This is a genomic window from Robertkochia aurantiaca (genome assembly GCF_020166495.1).
Classification (GTDB): Bacteria; Bacteroidota; Bacteroidia; order Flavobacteriales; family Flavobacteriaceae; genus Robertkochia; species Robertkochia aurantiaca.
On the sequence record NZ_JAINZS010000005.1, the window covers coordinates 400,437 to 417,415 of the forward strand.

A 16,979-nucleotide genomic window follows, 5' to 3' on the forward strand; every position below is an offset into this window, starting at 1 on the left:
CTTCGCCTGCCTGTTAAAGGTATCGTTTGTTTCTTTGAAGGTTGGTTGCAATTATTATACCATGCAGGAATCTTACTTCCCTACCACCACTTTCGGGTGTCTTATGATACGGTCTCCCAGTTTATACCCCTTTTCGATCACATCGATCACCTTTCCTTTCAGGTCATCTGAAGGAGCCGGAATCTGCGTTACGGCTTCGTGAATCTCGGCATCAAAGGCATCACCTTCATTCACCTCAAGCACGCCCAGCCCTTTGGAACGCAGGGTATCTTTTAATTTATTGCTGATAAGCGTTACCCCGGTAAGAGTTTCACCTTCTTCCTTTTTAGAAAGTTCTGTCAGGGCACGGTCGAAATCATCCAGGATCGGCAGCATGGCCACCATGATGTCCTGACCTGCTGTCTTAAACAATTCAACTCTTTCTTTGGAGGTTCGCTTTTTATAGTTTTCGAATTCGGCGAAAAGCCTCAAGAATTTATCTCTTTCCTTCTTAAGCTCTTCTTCAATACCCTGTTCGTTCTGAGTATTTTCCTGCTTCTGGTCGTTCTCTGTATCTGCCGCTTTTTGTTCTGCTTGCTGCTCTTCTGAAACGGTATCTTTTAGTTCTTCGTCTTTCATTTTCTTCGCCATTAAGCTTTAGGTTTTAAAATCTTTATAGAATCGGCAAAATTACTGCCATTTCGGTTAAAATGTCAAAATGTCATCAAAATGATTTAATAAAATTTTAATATTCGAGCCTTAATTATGTATTACATTTGGCAGTAAAATCATAAATCAATTTGCAAATATCATGAAAAAGAATCTTTTTAAAGTGAGTATAGTGGCTCTGGCGATCTTTGCCACCTCATGTAAATCAGAAAAAAAGAACGAAACAACTGCAGAAGAAGCGCAGGAAGTAGCCGTTGCTAATGAAACCGCCATGAAATATGTGGTGGCAGACAGCAGCATGATCGAATGGAAAGGTGAAAAACCAACCGGTACCCACCACGGTATTGTAATGGTTGAATCTGGTGAGATCATGGTCGAGGCCGGTACTCCACAAAGCGGAGACTTCGTAATCGACATGACTTCGATCACTGTTCAGGACCTGGAAGCAGGTGATGGAAAAGAAGATCTTGAAGCACACCTGAAAGGAACCGTTGAAGGAAAAGAAGGTGACTTCTTTAATGTGACCGAATATCCTGATGCGACTTTCGAGATGACCGGAATTACCGAAGAGAACGGCAAAACCATGATGCAGGGTAACCTGACCATCAAGGGTAAGACCAATAACATTTCTTTCCCTGTTACTGTAAGTGAAGAAGGTGATATGATCTCTATCGACAGTGAGCCATTTACTATTGACCGTACCAAATGGGACGTGAACTATGGTTCAAAATCGGTTTTCGATAATCTTGGTGACAAATTCATCTACGATGACATGGAACTAACTGTTCATGTTAAGGCTGAGAAGGCTTCTGCCTAATCAATCCAGGAACAGATTTAAGAATTTATCAGGCCAGCTCTTCTTTGAGCTGGCTTTTTTCTTTCAGCAGATCCTGTAAAGCGGGGATAATATTTACGTAATGAAAGAAAAAGCCTGTGTCTTCTATTTTTCGCGAACACACGCGATGACTTACAAATAATATGGATGCCATTTCACCGAGCACAAGCTTCATGGCCGCCTCGGGGATATTTGGCAGTATGAGCGGCTTTTTGAGCACTGCTGCGATCTCCTGGGTCAGTTTCTGATTGGTTACCGGGTTCGGTGCCACCGCATTGTACACCCCTTCAAGTCTCAGTTTTACGGCATGAAGGAACATTTCTGCCAGGTCGTCTATATGAATCCAGCTTTGCCATTGCTCTCCGTCGCCGAAAGCAGCCCCTGCATAATAGCGCACCGGCTTGGCCATTTTCACCAGGGCACCCCCCTCATCGCTTAACACCAAACCTATTCTCAATTTTGCCACCGGAATGCCAAGAGAGGCTATTTCGTCTGCGCTTTGTTCCCAGGCATTAACCACCGTAGCAGTGAACGTATCTGCAGATCCTGAAAAGTCTTCTTCATAGAATCGGGTTTTTGAAGACGGATAGATCCCTACAGCAGAAGCGCTTACCAGCGCCTTCACTCCGTGATCGTTATCTTCAAGCAATTGTTTTAAGAGGGATAGAGAACGGGTTCTGCTTTGCAGAATCTCCTTTTTGGCCTCATCGGTCCATCGCTGAGCAATACTGGCCCCTGCCAGGTTGATAATACCATCGACACCATCGAGACATGCAGGATCGATCACCCCTTCTGCAGGGTTCCAGTAAAATCCGGTATATCCGGGTTGTTGTTCGATCTTTCCTTTGGAGGTTGTCAGATAGTGAACGCCAATATCATTTTTATGACAAAGCTCCACCAGTGCTGATCCTACCATTCCGGTTGCCCCGGTTATCAAAAGTTTCATTTTCCGTTCTGTTAGGTATTTACCTTAAATTTAGGGAATTTGAACGCCTGAACGATGGAATTTAATTAAGGTTTAACAGTGAGAGGAGCGGTTTCAGGAATTTTTGCGTGCTCTTAACATTTCGCGTTTCCCCGGTGGCCCCGGAAGTTTCTCCACTTCAAAGCCCACATGCATCATGGCTCGCCTGACACTTCCTTTCGAGGAGTACGTAGTGAGTATGCCGTCATGATCGAGGGCCCGGTACATAGCGGCAAAGATATCTTCTTCCCACAGGTCGGGTTGCACCCGGGCACCAAAAGCATCGAAATAGATCAGGTCGAACCTTGCTTCATCTGTAATTTCATTAAAAAACTGCTTCCGCTTCCGAAGGGAGAAATACGGAGTCAGTTCAAGGGTCTGATCCCATTCCTGACGGTGCATATGCTCAAAGAGCGGCTTCATGGCCGGCCTTTGCAGTTGCTCAGGATATTCCAAAAGCTCCCACTCCTGTTCGGTAACCGGGTAAGCCTCCACCCCCTCATAATGAATAGGAACCTTTAATTTATCTGATTCCAGCAAGGTGATAAACGCATTAAGTCCGGTTCCGAAGCCTATCTCCAGTATTCGCAGCCTTCGGTTCTTGATACCGGGGAAGCTCTCAAAAAAACCGCTTTTTATAAAAACATGATAGGCCTCCTGTACCGCTCCGTGTTTCGAATGGTAGTGTTCATCCCATTCCTCGAGAAAAATGGTGGAAGAACCATCGGCCGTTTTTACGATCCTGCGTATCATCTACTCGGGTATTGCCACCCCCTCGGCTTCAAAAGCGAAGGTTTTGACCGGTGAATCGATGAGGGCTATCTCTTCTTCAGATTTACCTGCGTCGGCGGCCAGGTGTTTGCGGTCTTCAACGGTAGTCGTTTCAACAAATGCTTTACCATTGATGATCACTTCTTTTCCACCGAGATCTTTCGGAACAAAGAAACCATAATCTTTAAAGGTAATGCGTGCTTCTTCTCCTCCGGGCAGTTCCACGGTCATCCAGCAGCCCTTCATCTGACAAACATCCTTCACTTTCACCTTAAACGTTCCCTGCAGGGTATCTCCCATCCGGGCATCTTCAAAGATCAGGGCAAGGCTCTCAACATCTTCGGCTCCGGCACGGTCGAACGTCTCACCCACCACTGTGGCAGCAGCCATTTGATCATCGGATTTATCGGTTGTCTTGCTCTTACAGGAAACCGCCAGCACAGCGATAAGAAGCAACGAGGTTTTCCAGTTTGGTATCATGAAATTCACAATTTTCGGTTATCAAACAAATTTAAAGTTTTTTAGCCGTGAGATTATACCCACTGCTTCATTATTCTTAATTTTACCGAAAATATACGCATATCATGAGTAACGAAACACTGACAGATCTAACCATAAAAACGGCCACGTCTTCAAAAATCGACCAGGTAGATTTCAACAACCTGGTTTTCGGAACCGTTTTCACCGATCACATGTTCGAATGTGATTATAAAGACGGGAAATGGGAAAACCCGCGCATTGTTCCTTATCAGCCGCTTACCCTCGAACCTTCGGCCAGGGTATTTCATTACGGACAGGCGGTTTTTGAAGGAATGAAAGCCTACAGGGATGATCAGGACGGTATCTGGCTTTTCAGGCCGGAACAGAACTTTCACCGTATCAACAAGTCAAGTGAGCGTTTGGCCATGCCCGAGTTTCCCGAAAGATATTTTTTCGACGGGCTCACCCAACTCCTTAAGATCGACAGTGAATGGATCAAGGCGGGCGATGGAAATTCCCTGTACATTCGACCGTTTGTGATCGCAACAGAACCGAGTGTTTCTGCAGCTCCTGCTACCCAGTATAAATTCATGATCATATGTTCACCCGCCCAGGCTTATTACAGCGGAGAGGTCAGGGTGAAAATTGCCGACCATTACAGCAGGGCGGCCAGCGGAGGCTTTGGATATGCCAAAGCAGCCGGTAATTACGCCGGACAGTTCTACCCGACACGCCTGGCCCAGAAAGAAGGCTTTCAACAGGTGATCTGGACCGACGCCAATACTCATGAATATTTAGAAGAAGCCGGTACCATGAATATCTTTTTCAGGATCGATGACACGCTCATCACCTGTCCGGTAAGCGACCGCATACTCGACGGTGTTACCCGCAAAAGCGTTATTCAGGTAGCCGAAGACCATGGCATTAAGGTGGAGGTGAGACCTATAAAAGTTCAGGAGATCATCGATGCTGCCAACAAAGGTGCCCTGAAGGAGATCTTCGGCAGCGGAACCGCCACAGTGATCAACCCGGTAAAAGGCTTTGGATATAAGGGAGAGCGATGGGAACTGCCGGAGCTCGACGCACCCTATGCGACTACGCTGAAAAAGGCGATCACCGATATTCAGTACAACAAATCAGAAGACAAGCACGGCTGGCGATACAGGGTCGCCTGACAATAGTTAATCCCGGTTATTCCGGGATTTTTTTTGCTTGAGAATTGCGCTGATGTCGGGTTTAAAATAGCCCGGTCCTTTCAGTACCTTTCCATCTTCCCGGTAGACGGGTTTTCCATCGTCTCCGAGCTTGCTCATATTGCTGTGCTGAATCTCTTCGAAAACCTCTTCGATAACATGCTGCATACCATGTTCGAGTATGGTTCCGCATAAAATATAGAGCATATCGCCCAGCGCATCAGCCACCTCAACAAGATCACCGTTTTTGGCAGCTTCGAGATATTCATCATTTTCTTCGGCCATCAGCCGGTGTCTGAGATCGATCACACGTTCCGGCAGGCCGGCCACGGGGCGATCAGCGACCCCCAATCCGAAGGCCTTGTGAAATTCTTTTACCGCATCGAGTTTATCGGTCATAAGCTGGTAGTTTAATGAAAGCTGAAAAGATCAGAAACCGATCTTTTTATTTATTTTCGCGTAAAAATAGCATATGCTTTCAAAGGGGCAACTAATTTTCGCCGTCCTTTTCGCGATCGGCTTTATCATCATCATGGTTTACAGTTACCGCCAGGACAAGGGAATTCATCTCAAGCAATACAAGGGCAGTCTGAAGATTCTGCTCGGATTCCTTATTTTCGTTACCCTCCTGGTTATTATTAAGTTTCTTCTCAGCCAGTAGCGGGTGCTACTTTTTGCTGTTTTACTGCATATTAAAATTTATTTTCTCCTGTTTATATAGGAAATTTTATATAAAATCTCATACATTTGCGGTAAGCAAGCAACCATAAGCAATGATGACCTTTTTTTCAATACTAATCAGTTTACTGATAGTCAATATTTTACTATTACTGTTCAGTGTAAACAAACTTCCCAAAGCAAAATCAACGCGTAGAAAATATGCTTCAGAGCGTGAAGTGTACCGTGTGGAGAAAGAGAATTCTGAGGAAACAGCTTTCCCTTCGGTTTACAAGAAAGCGATCTGAAAGCAAAGGCTATACGTTTCTTTACCGGGATAATTTTGTAATTATTTTTGTACATTTAGTTTGTTAAAAACAAACTGCACCGGGTATGAAAATATTGAAATACATCCTGATACTGATCGCCATCATCCTGATCGGATTTGCGCTTTACGTCGCTCTTGAACCCGATCACTACAAGGTGACCCGTTCACAAACCATTCAGGCACCCCCTTCCGTTATTGACAATTACATCACCGATTACAGGAAATGGACGCAATGGTCTCCCTGGGAATCTCAGGATCCCAATGCGGCCATTGAATATGGCGATCCTGCATCAGGGCCTGAGGGCAGTTATTCCTGGAACGGAGAAGTTCTGGGAAAGGGCAGCATGAAAACGCTGTTTATTTCACCCGACTCCATACTGCAGGAAATCAAATTCATCGAACCCTATGAGTCGCGAGCAGATGTTTTCTGGACTCTTGATTCTGTTGCTGAAGGAACCGAGGTGACCTGGGGAATGGAAGGCGACCTTTCTTTTACAGAACGCGCCTTTATGGTGTTCCAGGGCGATATGAACACCCTGATAGGTCCCGATTATGAGCGAGGCCTAAACAACCTGGACAGCCTTGTGACCGCCGATATGCAGGCCTATTCGATCGAGATCATTGGTGAAACCACTTACGGAGGTGGTTATTATATGTATAAGACCGCGGGAAGCAGCACCCAGCAGGTTGATGAAGTGGCTGCACCCCTGTTCGAAGATGTCGAAGCTTATATGGAAAACAACAATATTTCATCTTCCGGAAACCCCTTTCTGCTGATCGAAAAGTGGGACGAAGAAAACATGAGCGCCATTATATCGGCGAGCATTCCTGTCACTGACAGGGTGATCACTACCCCGGGCAGTGAGATCTTATGTGGTTTTCAGGAGTCTGGCATGTATTTCAAATCACGATTAACAGGACATTATGACAACCTGGAAGAAGCCTGGACCAAAACCGAAGAAGCCCTTAAAGCGGCAGGCTATATGATCGACCCCGGCGCCAAACCCTTTGAAGTGTATCTGAATGATTCAGATCAGTTGCCCAATCCGGCAGAATGGAAAACCGAGATCTATGTCCCGGTTAAAAAGGCACCTGATGCCGGTATGGAAGATCAAACATAAGCGCTTCACAGATATATGCTCAAAAGTCTCATCTTGATATTTCTCGGTGGCGGTCTCGGCAGTATTTGCCGCTACGGCCTTGGCGTGTTGTTTCAGCGTTCTCTTGAACAGTTCGCCCTGGGCACTTTCCTGGCCAATGTCACGGGCAGTTTTCTGATCGGCCTTATTCTTGGACTGAGCATGAAATCAAATACGCTCACTCACGGACAGGTACTCTTTCTGGCTACCGGATTCTGTGGTGGCTTTACCACTTTCTCTACCTTTAGTTATGAGAACATGATGTTTCTCAAAAACGGACAAATACAGTTATTTCTGTTATACAGCCTCTCCAGCCTCATCATTGCACTTTCTGTAGCTGCCTTTGGTTTCTGGCTCGCCAGGTAATTCAAATTATTGCTCTATTCCTCCTCTCCCCTCAGCCCGAATTGGCTTAAGCCGTCTTTTCAACATTCCTGATGAAAAATATTTAATAAATTCACAATGACCCCCTAAAAACAAGGGGTATATTTGCTAGATTAGTAAAAATAAACAGATGCACCCATGTAATTTTGGGGTATATTTCAATAATAAGTAGATTTACAACCATAACACCTATATTAAAATGAAAAAAATTGAAGCGATTATCAGAAAATCAAAGTTTGAAGAGGTCAGAGATGCTCTTCATCATATAGGGGTGAATTTCTTTAGTTACTGGGATGTGACAGGCGTCGGAAATGAAAAAAAGGGGCATGTCTACAGGGGGGTTAGCTACAGTACTGCCGATATTCAGCGCCGTTACCTGTCGATAGTGGTCTCAGATGACTTTGCTGAAAAGACCATTGAAGCCATACTGGAAGCAGCACATACCGGAAATGTAGGAGACGGAAAGATCTTTGTCTCACCTATCGAAGAAGCTTACCGTATCAGAACACGGGAAACCGGAACCACTTCACTGAATTAAACATTAAAACATGGATCCAATTTTAACAACGAACAATGTGTGGATGATGATCTGTACCGGCCTGGTATTTTTCATGCACCTCGGGTTTGCCTTTCTGGAAATCGGGCTTACCCGAAAAAAGAATGCCATCAACATTCTTTTCAAAAACGTATTCATTATCACTTCGGGTTTATTGCTGTATGCTCTGATCGGCTTTAACCTGATGTATCCGGGTTCTTTCAACGGATTCCTCGGTTTTGCCGGTTTTGGGCTGGAAGCACCATTGGCTAACGGAAGCCTGGACCTTTCATACAACAGCGGGTATACCTACTGGACCGATTTTCTTTTCCAGGGCATGTTTGCCGCCACGGCAGCAACCATTGTCTCCGGGGCTGTGGCTGAACGCATGAAGTTATTGCCTTTTATGATCTTCACCATTATCTACGTGGGGCTGGTCTACCCGATCGCAGGTTCCTGGAAATGGGGAGGCGGGTTTCTGCAAGATCTCGGCTTCTATGACTTTGCCGGATCTACACTGGTACATTCGGTTGGCGGATGGGCCGCTTTGGTAGCCATCGCGCTCCTGGGAGCACGAATCGGAAAGTTCAAGGAAGACGGTTCTTCCGGAGCGATTCCCGGACATAATATCCCCCTGGCCATGGCAGGGGTGATCATTCTTTGGCTGGGGTGGTTCGGCTTTAATGGCGGGTCGGTACTTTCAGCAGACCCTGCAGCCACTTCCCTGGTACTGGTAACCACCTGTCTTGCTGCTGCGGCAGGAGGCGTAACCGCTTCTATAGTTTCTACGGTGATATATAAAAATATGGATCTAACCATGTTTCTCAACGGAATACTCGCCGGGCTGGTAGGTATTACTGCCGGTGCCGATGTAATGTCACCTGTCGATGCCATAGCTGTTGGTGCCGTAGCCGGAGGAATCGTGGTTCTCGGGGTGACACTGATCGACAGAATTAAACTCGATGATCCTGTAGGGGCGGTAGCCGTTCACTTATTTTGCGGGATCTGGGGAACCCTGGCTGTAGGTATCTTCGGAAGCCTGGCCGGTTGGGAGCAATTTCTGGCGCAACTCGGCGGCGTAGCCGTATACGCATTCTTTTGCCTGAGCAGTTCTTTTGTGATCATTTACTCATTGAAAAAACTCATGGGCATCAGGGTCAGCAAAAAAGAAGAACTTGAGGGGCTTGATACCCACGAACACGGCATGGAAGCCTATGACCATGAATTGGAAGCCTATGCAGACTTCAGCGTAGAACACTAAGATATTTTTTCCTTTCCAACTATAAGCAGATGCAGCTCCGTAACGGGGCTGCATTTATTTTTCAAAACGCTTCTCTCCCGCTTCGACAGCAACATTCAACATATTGGATTGCGGGACCAGGGGGCATGAGAATTTTTCGTTATACACACAAAGCGGATTGTAGGCCCTGTTAAAATCAAGCATAACCGTATCCCCTTCCGGGATGCTCATATCGAGATACCTTCCACCGGCGTAGGTCTCGGTGGTATTGGTAAGATCTGCAAACGGCAGAAACAGGTAATTTTCGTAGCCTTCGGTATTTTTGAGCTCTTCGTTCTGGTAGAGGTTGAGAGTAAGGTCTTTCCCTTGTAATTGAAAATGAAGTTTTCCGTATAATTTTTCCCTCGAATACCTGTCGGTAGTTGTGGGCATGTAGAAAGGGTCGGTATCAGGCGTTCTCTCAAAAACTGCCGGAACAATGTAAGCAGAGTCCACTTCGTAATAAGACAAGCCTTCAAAATCAGAAAGATCTTCAGTTTTCAGTGGACTCAGGGCCGGATCGCGAAAGCGTTTATCCTTTTCCTTCCTTCTTTCCATAACACTTTGAGCAGAGGTGCCCTTCTCCATATTGAGATCAGCACGGTCTGTCTGTTTATCATGATAGCGCTTCCCGTCGTTACAGGCAAAAAGAAAAATAAATAAGACAACCGAAAGGCATAAAGAGGGTATTTGTTTCAAAGCCGTTGAATTTTCAAGACAAAAATAATACATATCAGATTTTCAGCTAAATTCGTGCTCCTGAATTCGTTCCTGATACATGAGCCGGAATTATTGAACGGGCCACTGAGGACTGAGAATTGGGTATAGATCGAACCTTATGAAATCATTTTTCAAAAGTTATATTCACTCCTTCTCCGGGTTATCGGCAGAGGTTTGGTGGCTGGCGTGGATCACGCTGATCAACCGTGCGGGCACCATGGTGATCCCTTTCCTGTCGCTCTACCTGACCCAAAGCATGGGTTTTGACCTGAAGGAGGTCGGCTGGATCATGACTTCGTTTGGTCTCGGTTCATTGATCGGATCGTGGCTCGGCGGCAAATTAACCGACCGCATCGGGTATTACAAGGTAATGGTTGTCAGCTTGCTGGGCTCGGGCCTGTTGTTCGTGCTTTTACAATTTGCAGAAGGCTTCTGGATGCTGGCAGGGGGTATATTCCTGGTCATGCTGATGGCAGACCTGTTTCGGCCTGCAGTGTTCGTAGCCTTAAGCGCTTACAGCAAACCCGAAAATAAAACGCGCTCGGTAACCCTTATCAGGCTGGCCATAAACCTGGGATTTGCCTTTGGTCCTGCAGCCGGCGGTTTCATCATCAGTCAGATGAGCTACAGTGGCTTGTTCTGGACCGATGGTCTGACCTGTGGTATAGCCGGGCTGTTGTTGCTTTGGAGGCTGAACCCTAAAAAAGCCCGTATTATCGACCTGCATGATGAAGCAGCCAATATCTCCCCATACAAAGATCGTCAGTACCTGCTTTTCATTGCAGCCATGGTACTTTACGGCTTTATCTTTTTACAGTATTTCTCGACCATTCCAATTTATTACAAAGAGATACACCTGCTGGGAGAAGGAAGCATCGGGCTCATTTTCGGCCTGAACGGACTGCTGATCTTTGTTCTGGAGATGCCGCTGATACGCTATTTCGAGACCAAGCCCTGGTCGGGCCTTATCAATACCACTATCGGATGTCTTCTCACCCTGCTGAGCTTTCTGGTACTGAACCTTTCGACCTGGACAGGTATGGTGATCGTAGGTATTTTGCTGATGTCGGTTGGTGAAATGCTCGTATTTCCCTTCTCTAACGCCTATGCATTGAAACGCTCCCGGAGAGGCAAACAGGGAGCCTATATGGCGCTGTACAGCATCGCCTTTTCACTGTCTCATGTATTCGGTCATAATGCCGGAATGCAGACGGCGGGTATCTTCGGATATCGCAACTTATGGTACGCCCTCACGATACTGGGGCTGGTGTGTTGCGCCCTGCTGATCAGATTGTATGTCGTGCAAAAACGATCAGACAAAGTACTGAGCACGCCTGAAGCTGTCTCACAGTAAGATATTTACGTTATGGCCCCTCACGGCTGAAATAACGAGTAACTTTCACTGAAAGGTGGTGACCAATAACATATTCCCTACTGCAATACATCAAAAGAATCAGATACAGTTGTAGAATATTTTCTATTATTTATCGTATTTTGCTGAAATGAAAACGATTGTTCTGGAACGAAAGATGATGAGCGAAGAGCTTTATATCTGCATCAGGGTAGATGGTGACAGGAAACTGTCGGATATTCTTTCACGATTCCCTTTTATATTCTTTAATCCTGCAAATCAGGAGTACACCCTTCCTTTTTCCAGTCGCAACATGGATGCCATATTCAGGTATTTGCGGGAGCAGAGGTATTATGTGGATTACTCGGCCTTCAGGGGAATTCCTGACCCCGTCAATCTGCCGCCTTTAAGAGCGGACCACCCAAAGGATATTCCCAGCGATGACCACTTACACCTGGGGAGGCTGGAACAATGGATGGAGCAGCAGCGTTACAGCAGGAATACCATCAACACCTACACAGGTCTTTTAAGGGTATACTGGCGTCATTTTCCCGCTAAGGACCCTGCCCTGCTTACTACAGACGATCTCGAAGCATTCAACAGGGAGCACATCTTGAAACAGGGCTTCAGCCGGGTATACCAGAACCAGCTGATCAGCGCTTTAAAGCTTTATCACCGTGTTTTCGGGGGAAGTGATACGTATATGGAACAGCTGGAGCGTCCGCGAAAGGCAAAACGTTTGCCAGTGGTTTTATCGATGCAGGAGGTGCAGTCACTATTGCGAAGCCTTCGGAATGAAAAACACCGGAGCCTGCTCTCGCTCATCTATGCCTGCGGTTTGCGGGTCGGGGAAGCATTGAGCCTGGAGCTGCCTGATGTCGACACCGGCCGGGGCTTTGTGCATATCAGGCATGCCAAGGGAGCGAAGGACCGGTTTCTTCCCTTGAGCACAAGAACGATCGTGATGCTGGAGCATTATATGGGAATCTACTGTCCGCAGCGATTCGTTTTTGAAGGCAGTCCGGGGCAGCCTTATTCCGCCTCGAGTGCACGGGCGGTATTGAACAAGGCACTTTCGCGCACTTCGATTCGGAAACAGGTAACCCTGCACACCTTGCGGCACAGTTACGCCACGCATTTGCTGGAGAACGGCACAGACATACGGTTAATACAGGAATTACTGGGGCATAACAGTCCGAAAACCACCATGATCTACACACATGTCAGCAGCAGCAGTTTGCGAAAGGTTCAGAATCCTTTTGACAAATTGAACATTTAATCTATATTGCTACCGGATCAAACCAACATAGCGATCTGCTGATTCCCCACCGGATGAAGCCGCCTATAAGCAATATTGATCTGCATATAAACAAGTTGGCTACCATTTGAAATGACAGAGAAACAAATATATTATCTACTGCTATTAGTATTAACAATAGTCACTTCCTGTACTTCGAATAAATTTATTACTGGTAAATATAAAAACAATATTTCCCCATTTGGGTTGTCATCCTATGAAGTGAATTTCAAAGAGAATGACTCATGTACATTCAAAATCTCAACTCATTTATCGGGCTCTGTCGAGTTAGTCGGCACCTATCAAATTAGAAAGAATAATTTGTACATAAGATTTATAGAACCAAGAAATACAATAATAAATGACTCAATTTTAGAAGCCTTGACTTGGACTGAGAAAAAGGCATTCGAGTCATATGAATTAAAAAAAGAAGACGGGATTGCTTACCATTACAAATATCTCATTGATGCAAACAAACTATTTGTATATAGAATTGACAACGGAAAATTAGTTAAAAAGGTTGATCATTATGATGATGAAAACGGAAGGCATAAAACAAAATATTATTTAAAGAAAGTAACAGAGTAATAAAAGAAAAACGGTAGCCAACTTCGGCTATACACAAGCGCTAGACTCTTGTAAGAATTAGACTATTTTCTGTATCTTGATCAGCATTAAAAACTAAAGCTATCGTACTTGCTGTCCTGGCCCCGGCCAGAGGTAAAGGCCAACGCCACGGGCCAGGCCAGCTACCCACGCCAGTGCATAGCCTTACCGTTGGCATCAATGTGAAAACGATATTCGCGTAAATGAAAATTTCAAACCGAATAATTTCTGGATTATTAATTTTAATTAATATTTATTTTATACCAACCACGATAATCACTCTATGGCAAGGTGGAGGGCCGATGGGAACTGGTCTATTGTTCGTTCCTATTTCACTTTCTATAATTATTTTTATAATTCCTGCTCTACTGTCATTCAAGCAGAGTTTAAGTCAAAGCTTAGATTTCTTAATCATAAACTCAATTGGTATTTGTTGGTCTACAATTTGGCTTTATCTAATTCTAACAATTCCTTAAAAAAACACACAGCTGCCAACAACGTGTATAAGCCATTGCTTCCCTCCTACAAGTTTCGAAAATATTCCCTAGATTAGACAAATCGTAAAAATTGAGCCTGACGATCCAGTGGCTCAAGCTACCAGCCGCCAAAGGCCAACACACAGCTTGATCCACCTACCCGCAACGGCTCATACACCAACCGTTACATACAAGTTTCCTAGCCTTCTACAATATTTAAGTACCCAATAGAGGCATAAAGCAAGAATAAAACAAAAGCTTTATACATGGTTTGATCATAAACGCTTCGATTGGTAAGTATTACCACCCAATTATATACAAGTTGAACATCTATTTCTCTTAAAGCTTCCTGGGTAGGGTGAAATCAGAACTTTTTTAAGGCATAAAAGAGTTGATAAATCTAATTTGACTTTACACCTGAGAAGTATACAATCGTGAAACCAGTATGTAACAACGTGTATAAGCCATTGCTCAGTTCTTACAAGTTTCGAAAATATTCCCTAGATTAGACAAATCGTAAAAATTGAGCCTGGCGTTTCAGTGGCTCAAGCTACCAACCGCAAAAGGCCACCACGCAGCTTGATCCACTCACCCGCAACGGCTCATACACCAACCGTTAGCCACAATTATAAAAAATGAAATACCCAATTATAAATATTTCAAATAATAACTGGCAAGATTTTGAGGATGTTTTAACCTTTATCCTAGAAGATCCGTACTACTATACAAACAATAAAAAGGTTTTAAAAACTTACTTTCTAAATCAACGATACTGTGATTCTAACGGGAATATTTTTGTTGCAAATCGATTAAATCCAATTGGTGGCTTTTGGAAATCAATATTATCCTTTCTGCCAGGCTCCAAAAAAGGGGAAATAATCTTCACCCCTACAACAAAAACCATGGAATTAAAGGAATTAAAAGAGTTTGTTTTAGACAGAGTAAACGAATTAGAGGCAGATGAGTTTACAATGAAATGGATTGGAGAAATACATAATTCGAAATCTCATATAGATATTTTAAGACCAGAAATTTAAAAGTACTGTGGCTAACAATGGCTATAAGCCATGGATTGGTTCTTACAAGTTTCGACTATTTTCCTATATTTAAATCCACAACTAATATGAGCCCGGCAACACGGTGGCTCGAGCCCGGCCAGAGGTAAAGGCCAACGCTCGGCTCGATCCACTCACCCACCACGGCTCATAGCCTTACCGTTGTGAGCAAGCTAATCCATGTTAGAAATGGAATTAATCATAATCTTAGGAATTCTATTCTTAGCTAAGTTCGGCCTTAAGCGTCTAATTTTTGAAGCAAAGCGAAAACACCGCAGAAATTACTATAGGAATGTCTACCTTAAATCTAACGATTGGAAAAGGAAAAGACATGTGGTATTAAAGCGAGACAACTACAAATGCGTATACTGCGGAGCGAGGGCTACGCAAATCCATCATAAGAGATATGCCAAACGTAATATCGGAAGGGAACCCATTAAATGGCTAGTATCCATTTGCAAACAATGTCATGAAGCACGACATTAAAAAATACAAAGCCAGCACACAACAACGTGTATAAGCCATTGCTAGATCCCTACATGTTTCGAAAATATTCCCTAGATTAGACAAATCGTAAAAGTTGAGCCTGGCGTTTCAGTGGCTCAAGCTCCCAGCCACTAAAGGCCACCACGCAGCTTGATCCACTCACCCGCAACGGCTCATACACCAACCGTTGTAAAGCATTCCTAAAAAAAATGAGAGTCTTAATCATATTAATTTCACTAATATCTGTGCATAGTCTTTCAGGTCAATCGAATACTGAAAAATCTGATTTAATGGTTAAAGTGGATTCAATATTAAAATATCAAATTGGATATGAAGTTGATTCAACTACAAACAAAATTCCTATCCATAAATGGGATCCGGAAGAGCGTAATGGAATGCCTCCAACAGTTAGTTCTCTCCCGCCGAATCCAATGACTTTAATTTTACTTGATTCAAATAGTATTGAACTGAAAGAATTGAACAAGTATAATCTTTCAAATGTCGATGTTAAAAGAGTTTACCTTAAAAATGATACAATAGCCATGGCGCTGTATGGAACCAGAGCAAAAAATGGCTTAATTATTTTAAAAAGTAAAGAATGAACGCTTTACAACAACGTGTATAAGCCATTGCTAGATTCCTACAAGCTTAGAATATTTTCATTACATTAGACCAATCGTAAAAGTTGAGCCTGGGGTTCCAGTGGCTCAAGCTTCCAGCCGCCAAAGGCCACCACACAGCTTGATCCACTCACCCGCAACGGCTCATACACCTACCGTTATGTGCAATTCTTGTAATCCGTTCTGCTCCAAATGAATCTAATTTATCTGCCTAAGAATTATCGTCTCCTTCACATAGCAATATTTGTGATGCTTTATTTTGGGTTCTTCATTTATATAGTGAGTATGACTTCAAACTTTAGTACAGAAGAAGTCAATCCTTTTCTATTGGCTTTACCCTATATGCTCTTAATCCTTATCTTTCATTACTCCGAATATATCTTTCTATCCTATTTCAGATTTAAACCTAAATCCTTGATACTTGGTATTGATAAAGAGAAAATAACGCTCCCAAAATCTAGTACTACAAAGCATCTATACTTTAAAGATATGTCCAACAGAAAAGTGCAGATTCCAAATTCAAATAAATGGTACAGAAATATTATTTCTAACATAGTAACCTTCAAAAATGGCTGGCTACCCACTGGTTTGATTACTTTTGAGCATGATAACAAAAGCTATCGATTAAAGTTCTTTATAACATCTGAAAAAGAGGCAGTTGAACTTGAGAGCTTATTGGAACAAATATTTAAAGAAAAATAAAATAGAACAGCACATAACATCGTGTATAAGCCATTGCTTGGCTCTTACAAGTTTCGAAAATATTCCCTAGATTAGACCAATCGTAAAAGTTGAGCCTGGCGTTCCAGTGGCTCAAGCTTTCAGCCGCCAAAGGCCACCACGCAGCTTGATCCACTCACCCGCAACGGCTCATACACCAACCGTTATGTGTCATGCAAAGAAATAGTCCCTCCGGGATTTTGTTTTTGGTCGCCTAAAGGGTATCGATGTTTAAAAGTCATCCTGAAAATGGCCAAGGCCTCCCCTGCCCTGCAGCAATAAGTCCCCAAAGCGACCTCACTCCTTCTCTAGTAAAAAATGTCGCTTTGCGGCGGTGTGTTTGCTACGGCCTGGGCCATGCAGCCATGAAAAAGGCACGCCACATAACAAAAAGCTATAAAGCATTGCTGCATCCTACAAGGTTTAGAAAATATT

The 16,979-nt window shown here is 44.0% G+C and carries 20 protein-coding genes; 14 read left to right on the top strand and 6 right to left on the bottom strand.

Features of this window, described 5'->3' with window-relative positions:
- Positions 1-72: 72 nt before the first annotated feature.
- Complete coding sequence (locus K7R10_RS10425; RefSeq protein WP_224484651.1) at positions 73-630, bottom strand: nucleotide exchange factor GrpE; 558 nt, start codon at positions 628-630, stop codon at positions 73-75.
- Between the two features lie 160 nt (positions 631-790).
- On the opposite strand from K7R10_RS10425, the gene K7R10_RS10430 reads away from it, so the two are divergent.
- A complete protein-coding gene (locus K7R10_RS10430) occupies positions 791-1,465 on the top strand; it encodes a YceI family protein (RefSeq protein WP_224484652.1) in 675 nt (224 codons plus the stop codon).
- Positions 1,466-1,493: 28 nt separating this feature from the next.
- Here the strand turns inward: K7R10_RS10430 and K7R10_RS10435 are convergent, their stop codons facing one another.
- From K7R10_RS10435 to K7R10_RS10445, 3 genes are all read right to left on the bottom strand, one after another.
- The gene (locus K7R10_RS10435) at positions 1,494-2,429 is read right to left on the bottom strand and encodes a TIGR01777 family oxidoreductase (protein WP_224484653.1); all 936 of its coding nucleotides are present in this window, start codon (positions 2,427-2,429) and stop codon (positions 1,494-1,496) included.
- A 93-nt stretch (positions 2,430-2,522) separates the two neighbouring features.
- Complete coding sequence (gene mnmC2 / locus K7R10_RS10440; RefSeq protein ID WP_224484654.1) at positions 2,523-3,200, bottom strand: tRNA (5-methylaminomethyl-2-thiouridine)(34)-methyltransferase MnmC2; 678 nt, start codon at positions 3,198-3,200, stop codon at positions 2,523-2,525.
- Positions 3,201-3,698, bottom strand: coding sequence for a DUF4920 domain-containing protein (locus K7R10_RS10445; RefSeq protein WP_224484655.1), 498 nt, complete (start codon positions 3,696-3,698; stop codon positions 3,201-3,203).
- A 104-nt stretch (positions 3,699-3,802) separates the two neighbouring features.
- On the opposite strand from K7R10_RS10445, the gene K7R10_RS10450 reads away from it, so the two are divergent.
- On the top strand, positions 3,803-4,873 hold the full coding sequence (locus K7R10_RS10450; RefSeq protein ID WP_224484656.1) for a branched-chain amino acid aminotransferase: 1,071 nt from the start codon (positions 3,803-3,805) through the stop codon (positions 4,871-4,873).
- A 6-nt stretch (positions 4,874-4,879) separates the two neighbouring features.
- Here the strand turns inward: K7R10_RS10450 and K7R10_RS10455 are convergent, their stop codons facing one another.
- Positions 4,880-5,290: a pyrophosphohydrolase domain-containing protein gene (locus tag K7R10_RS10455; RefSeq protein ID WP_224484657.1), complete on the bottom strand. Its 411-nt coding sequence runs from the start codon at positions 5,288-5,290 to the stop codon at positions 4,880-4,882.
- Between the two features lie 73 nt (positions 5,291-5,363).
- Between K7R10_RS10455 and K7R10_RS10460 the strand changes: the two genes are divergently transcribed.
- From K7R10_RS10460 to K7R10_RS10485, 6 genes are all read left to right on the top strand, one after another.
- Positions 5,364-5,552 carry a hypothetical protein gene (locus K7R10_RS10460; protein ID WP_224484658.1) on the top strand — a complete coding sequence of 63 codons (189 nt, stop codon included), beginning with the start codon at positions 5,364-5,366 and terminating at the stop codon, positions 5,550-5,552.
- Between the two features lie 112 nt (positions 5,553-5,664).
- A complete protein-coding gene (locus K7R10_RS10465) occupies positions 5,665-5,856 on the top strand; it encodes a hypothetical protein (RefSeq protein WP_224484659.1) in 192 nt (63 codons plus the stop codon).
- 85 nt (positions 5,857-5,941) lie between these two features.
- Positions 5,942-6,997, top strand: a complete 1,056-nt coding sequence (locus K7R10_RS10470; RefSeq protein WP_224484660.1) for an SRPBCC family protein — start codon at positions 5,942-5,944, stop codon at positions 6,995-6,997.
- A gap of 33 nt (positions 6,998-7,030) precedes the next feature.
- Positions 7,031-7,381 (top strand): fluoride efflux transporter CrcB, encoded by a 351-nt coding sequence (gene crcB / locus K7R10_RS10475; RefSeq protein ID WP_224484661.1) that lies wholly within the window; start codon positions 7,031-7,033, stop codon positions 7,379-7,381.
- Positions 7,382-7,598: 217 nt separating this feature from the next.
- Complete coding sequence (locus K7R10_RS10480) at positions 7,599-7,937, top strand: P-II family nitrogen regulator (protein WP_224484662.1); 339 nt, start codon at positions 7,599-7,601, stop codon at positions 7,935-7,937.
- A 10-nt stretch (positions 7,938-7,947) separates the two neighbouring features.
- Positions 7,948-9,195, top strand: coding sequence for an ammonium transporter (locus K7R10_RS10485; protein ID WP_224484663.1), 1,248 nt, complete (start codon positions 7,948-7,950; stop codon positions 9,193-9,195).
- A gap of 54 nt (positions 9,196-9,249) precedes the next feature.
- On the opposite strand, the gene K7R10_RS10490 is transcribed toward K7R10_RS10485, so the two are convergent.
- The gene (locus K7R10_RS10490; RefSeq protein ID WP_224484664.1) at positions 9,250-9,912 is read right to left on the bottom strand and encodes a DUF1684 domain-containing protein; all 663 of its coding nucleotides are present in this window, start codon (positions 9,910-9,912) and stop codon (positions 9,250-9,252) included.
- A gap of 139 nt (positions 9,913-10,051) precedes the next feature.
- Between K7R10_RS10490 and K7R10_RS10495 the strand changes: the two genes are divergently transcribed.
- The 6 genes from K7R10_RS10495 (at position 10,052) to K7R10_RS10520 (ending at position 16,526) form a co-directional block, all read left to right on the top strand.
- A complete protein-coding gene (locus K7R10_RS10495; RefSeq protein ID WP_224484665.1) occupies positions 10,052-11,287 on the top strand; it encodes an MDR family MFS transporter in 1,236 nt (411 codons plus the stop codon).
- Positions 11,288-11,435: 148 nt separating this feature from the next.
- Positions 11,436-12,563 (top strand): tyrosine-type recombinase/integrase, encoded by a 1,128-nt coding sequence (locus K7R10_RS10500; RefSeq protein WP_224484666.1) that lies wholly within the window; start codon positions 11,436-11,438, stop codon positions 12,561-12,563.
- 111 nt (positions 12,564-12,674) lie between these two features.
- Positions 12,675-13,169, top strand: a complete 495-nt coding sequence (locus tag K7R10_RS10505; protein WP_224484667.1) for a hypothetical protein — start codon at positions 12,675-12,677, stop codon at positions 13,167-13,169.
- A 1,129-nt stretch (positions 13,170-14,298) separates the two neighbouring features.
- Positions 14,299-14,700, top strand: coding sequence for a hypothetical protein (locus tag K7R10_RS10510; protein ID WP_224484668.1), 402 nt, complete (start codon positions 14,299-14,301; stop codon positions 14,698-14,700).
- Positions 14,701-15,413: 713 nt separating this feature from the next.
- Entirely contained in the window at positions 15,414-15,806 is a 393-nt protein-coding gene (locus K7R10_RS10515) for a hypothetical protein (RefSeq protein WP_224484669.1), read from the top strand.
- Between the two features lie 507 nt (positions 15,807-16,313).
- Positions 16,314-16,526, top strand: a complete 213-nt coding sequence (locus K7R10_RS10520) for a hypothetical protein (protein ID WP_224484670.1) — start codon at positions 16,314-16,316, stop codon at positions 16,524-16,526.
- Positions 16,527-16,979: the final 453 nt, after the last annotated feature.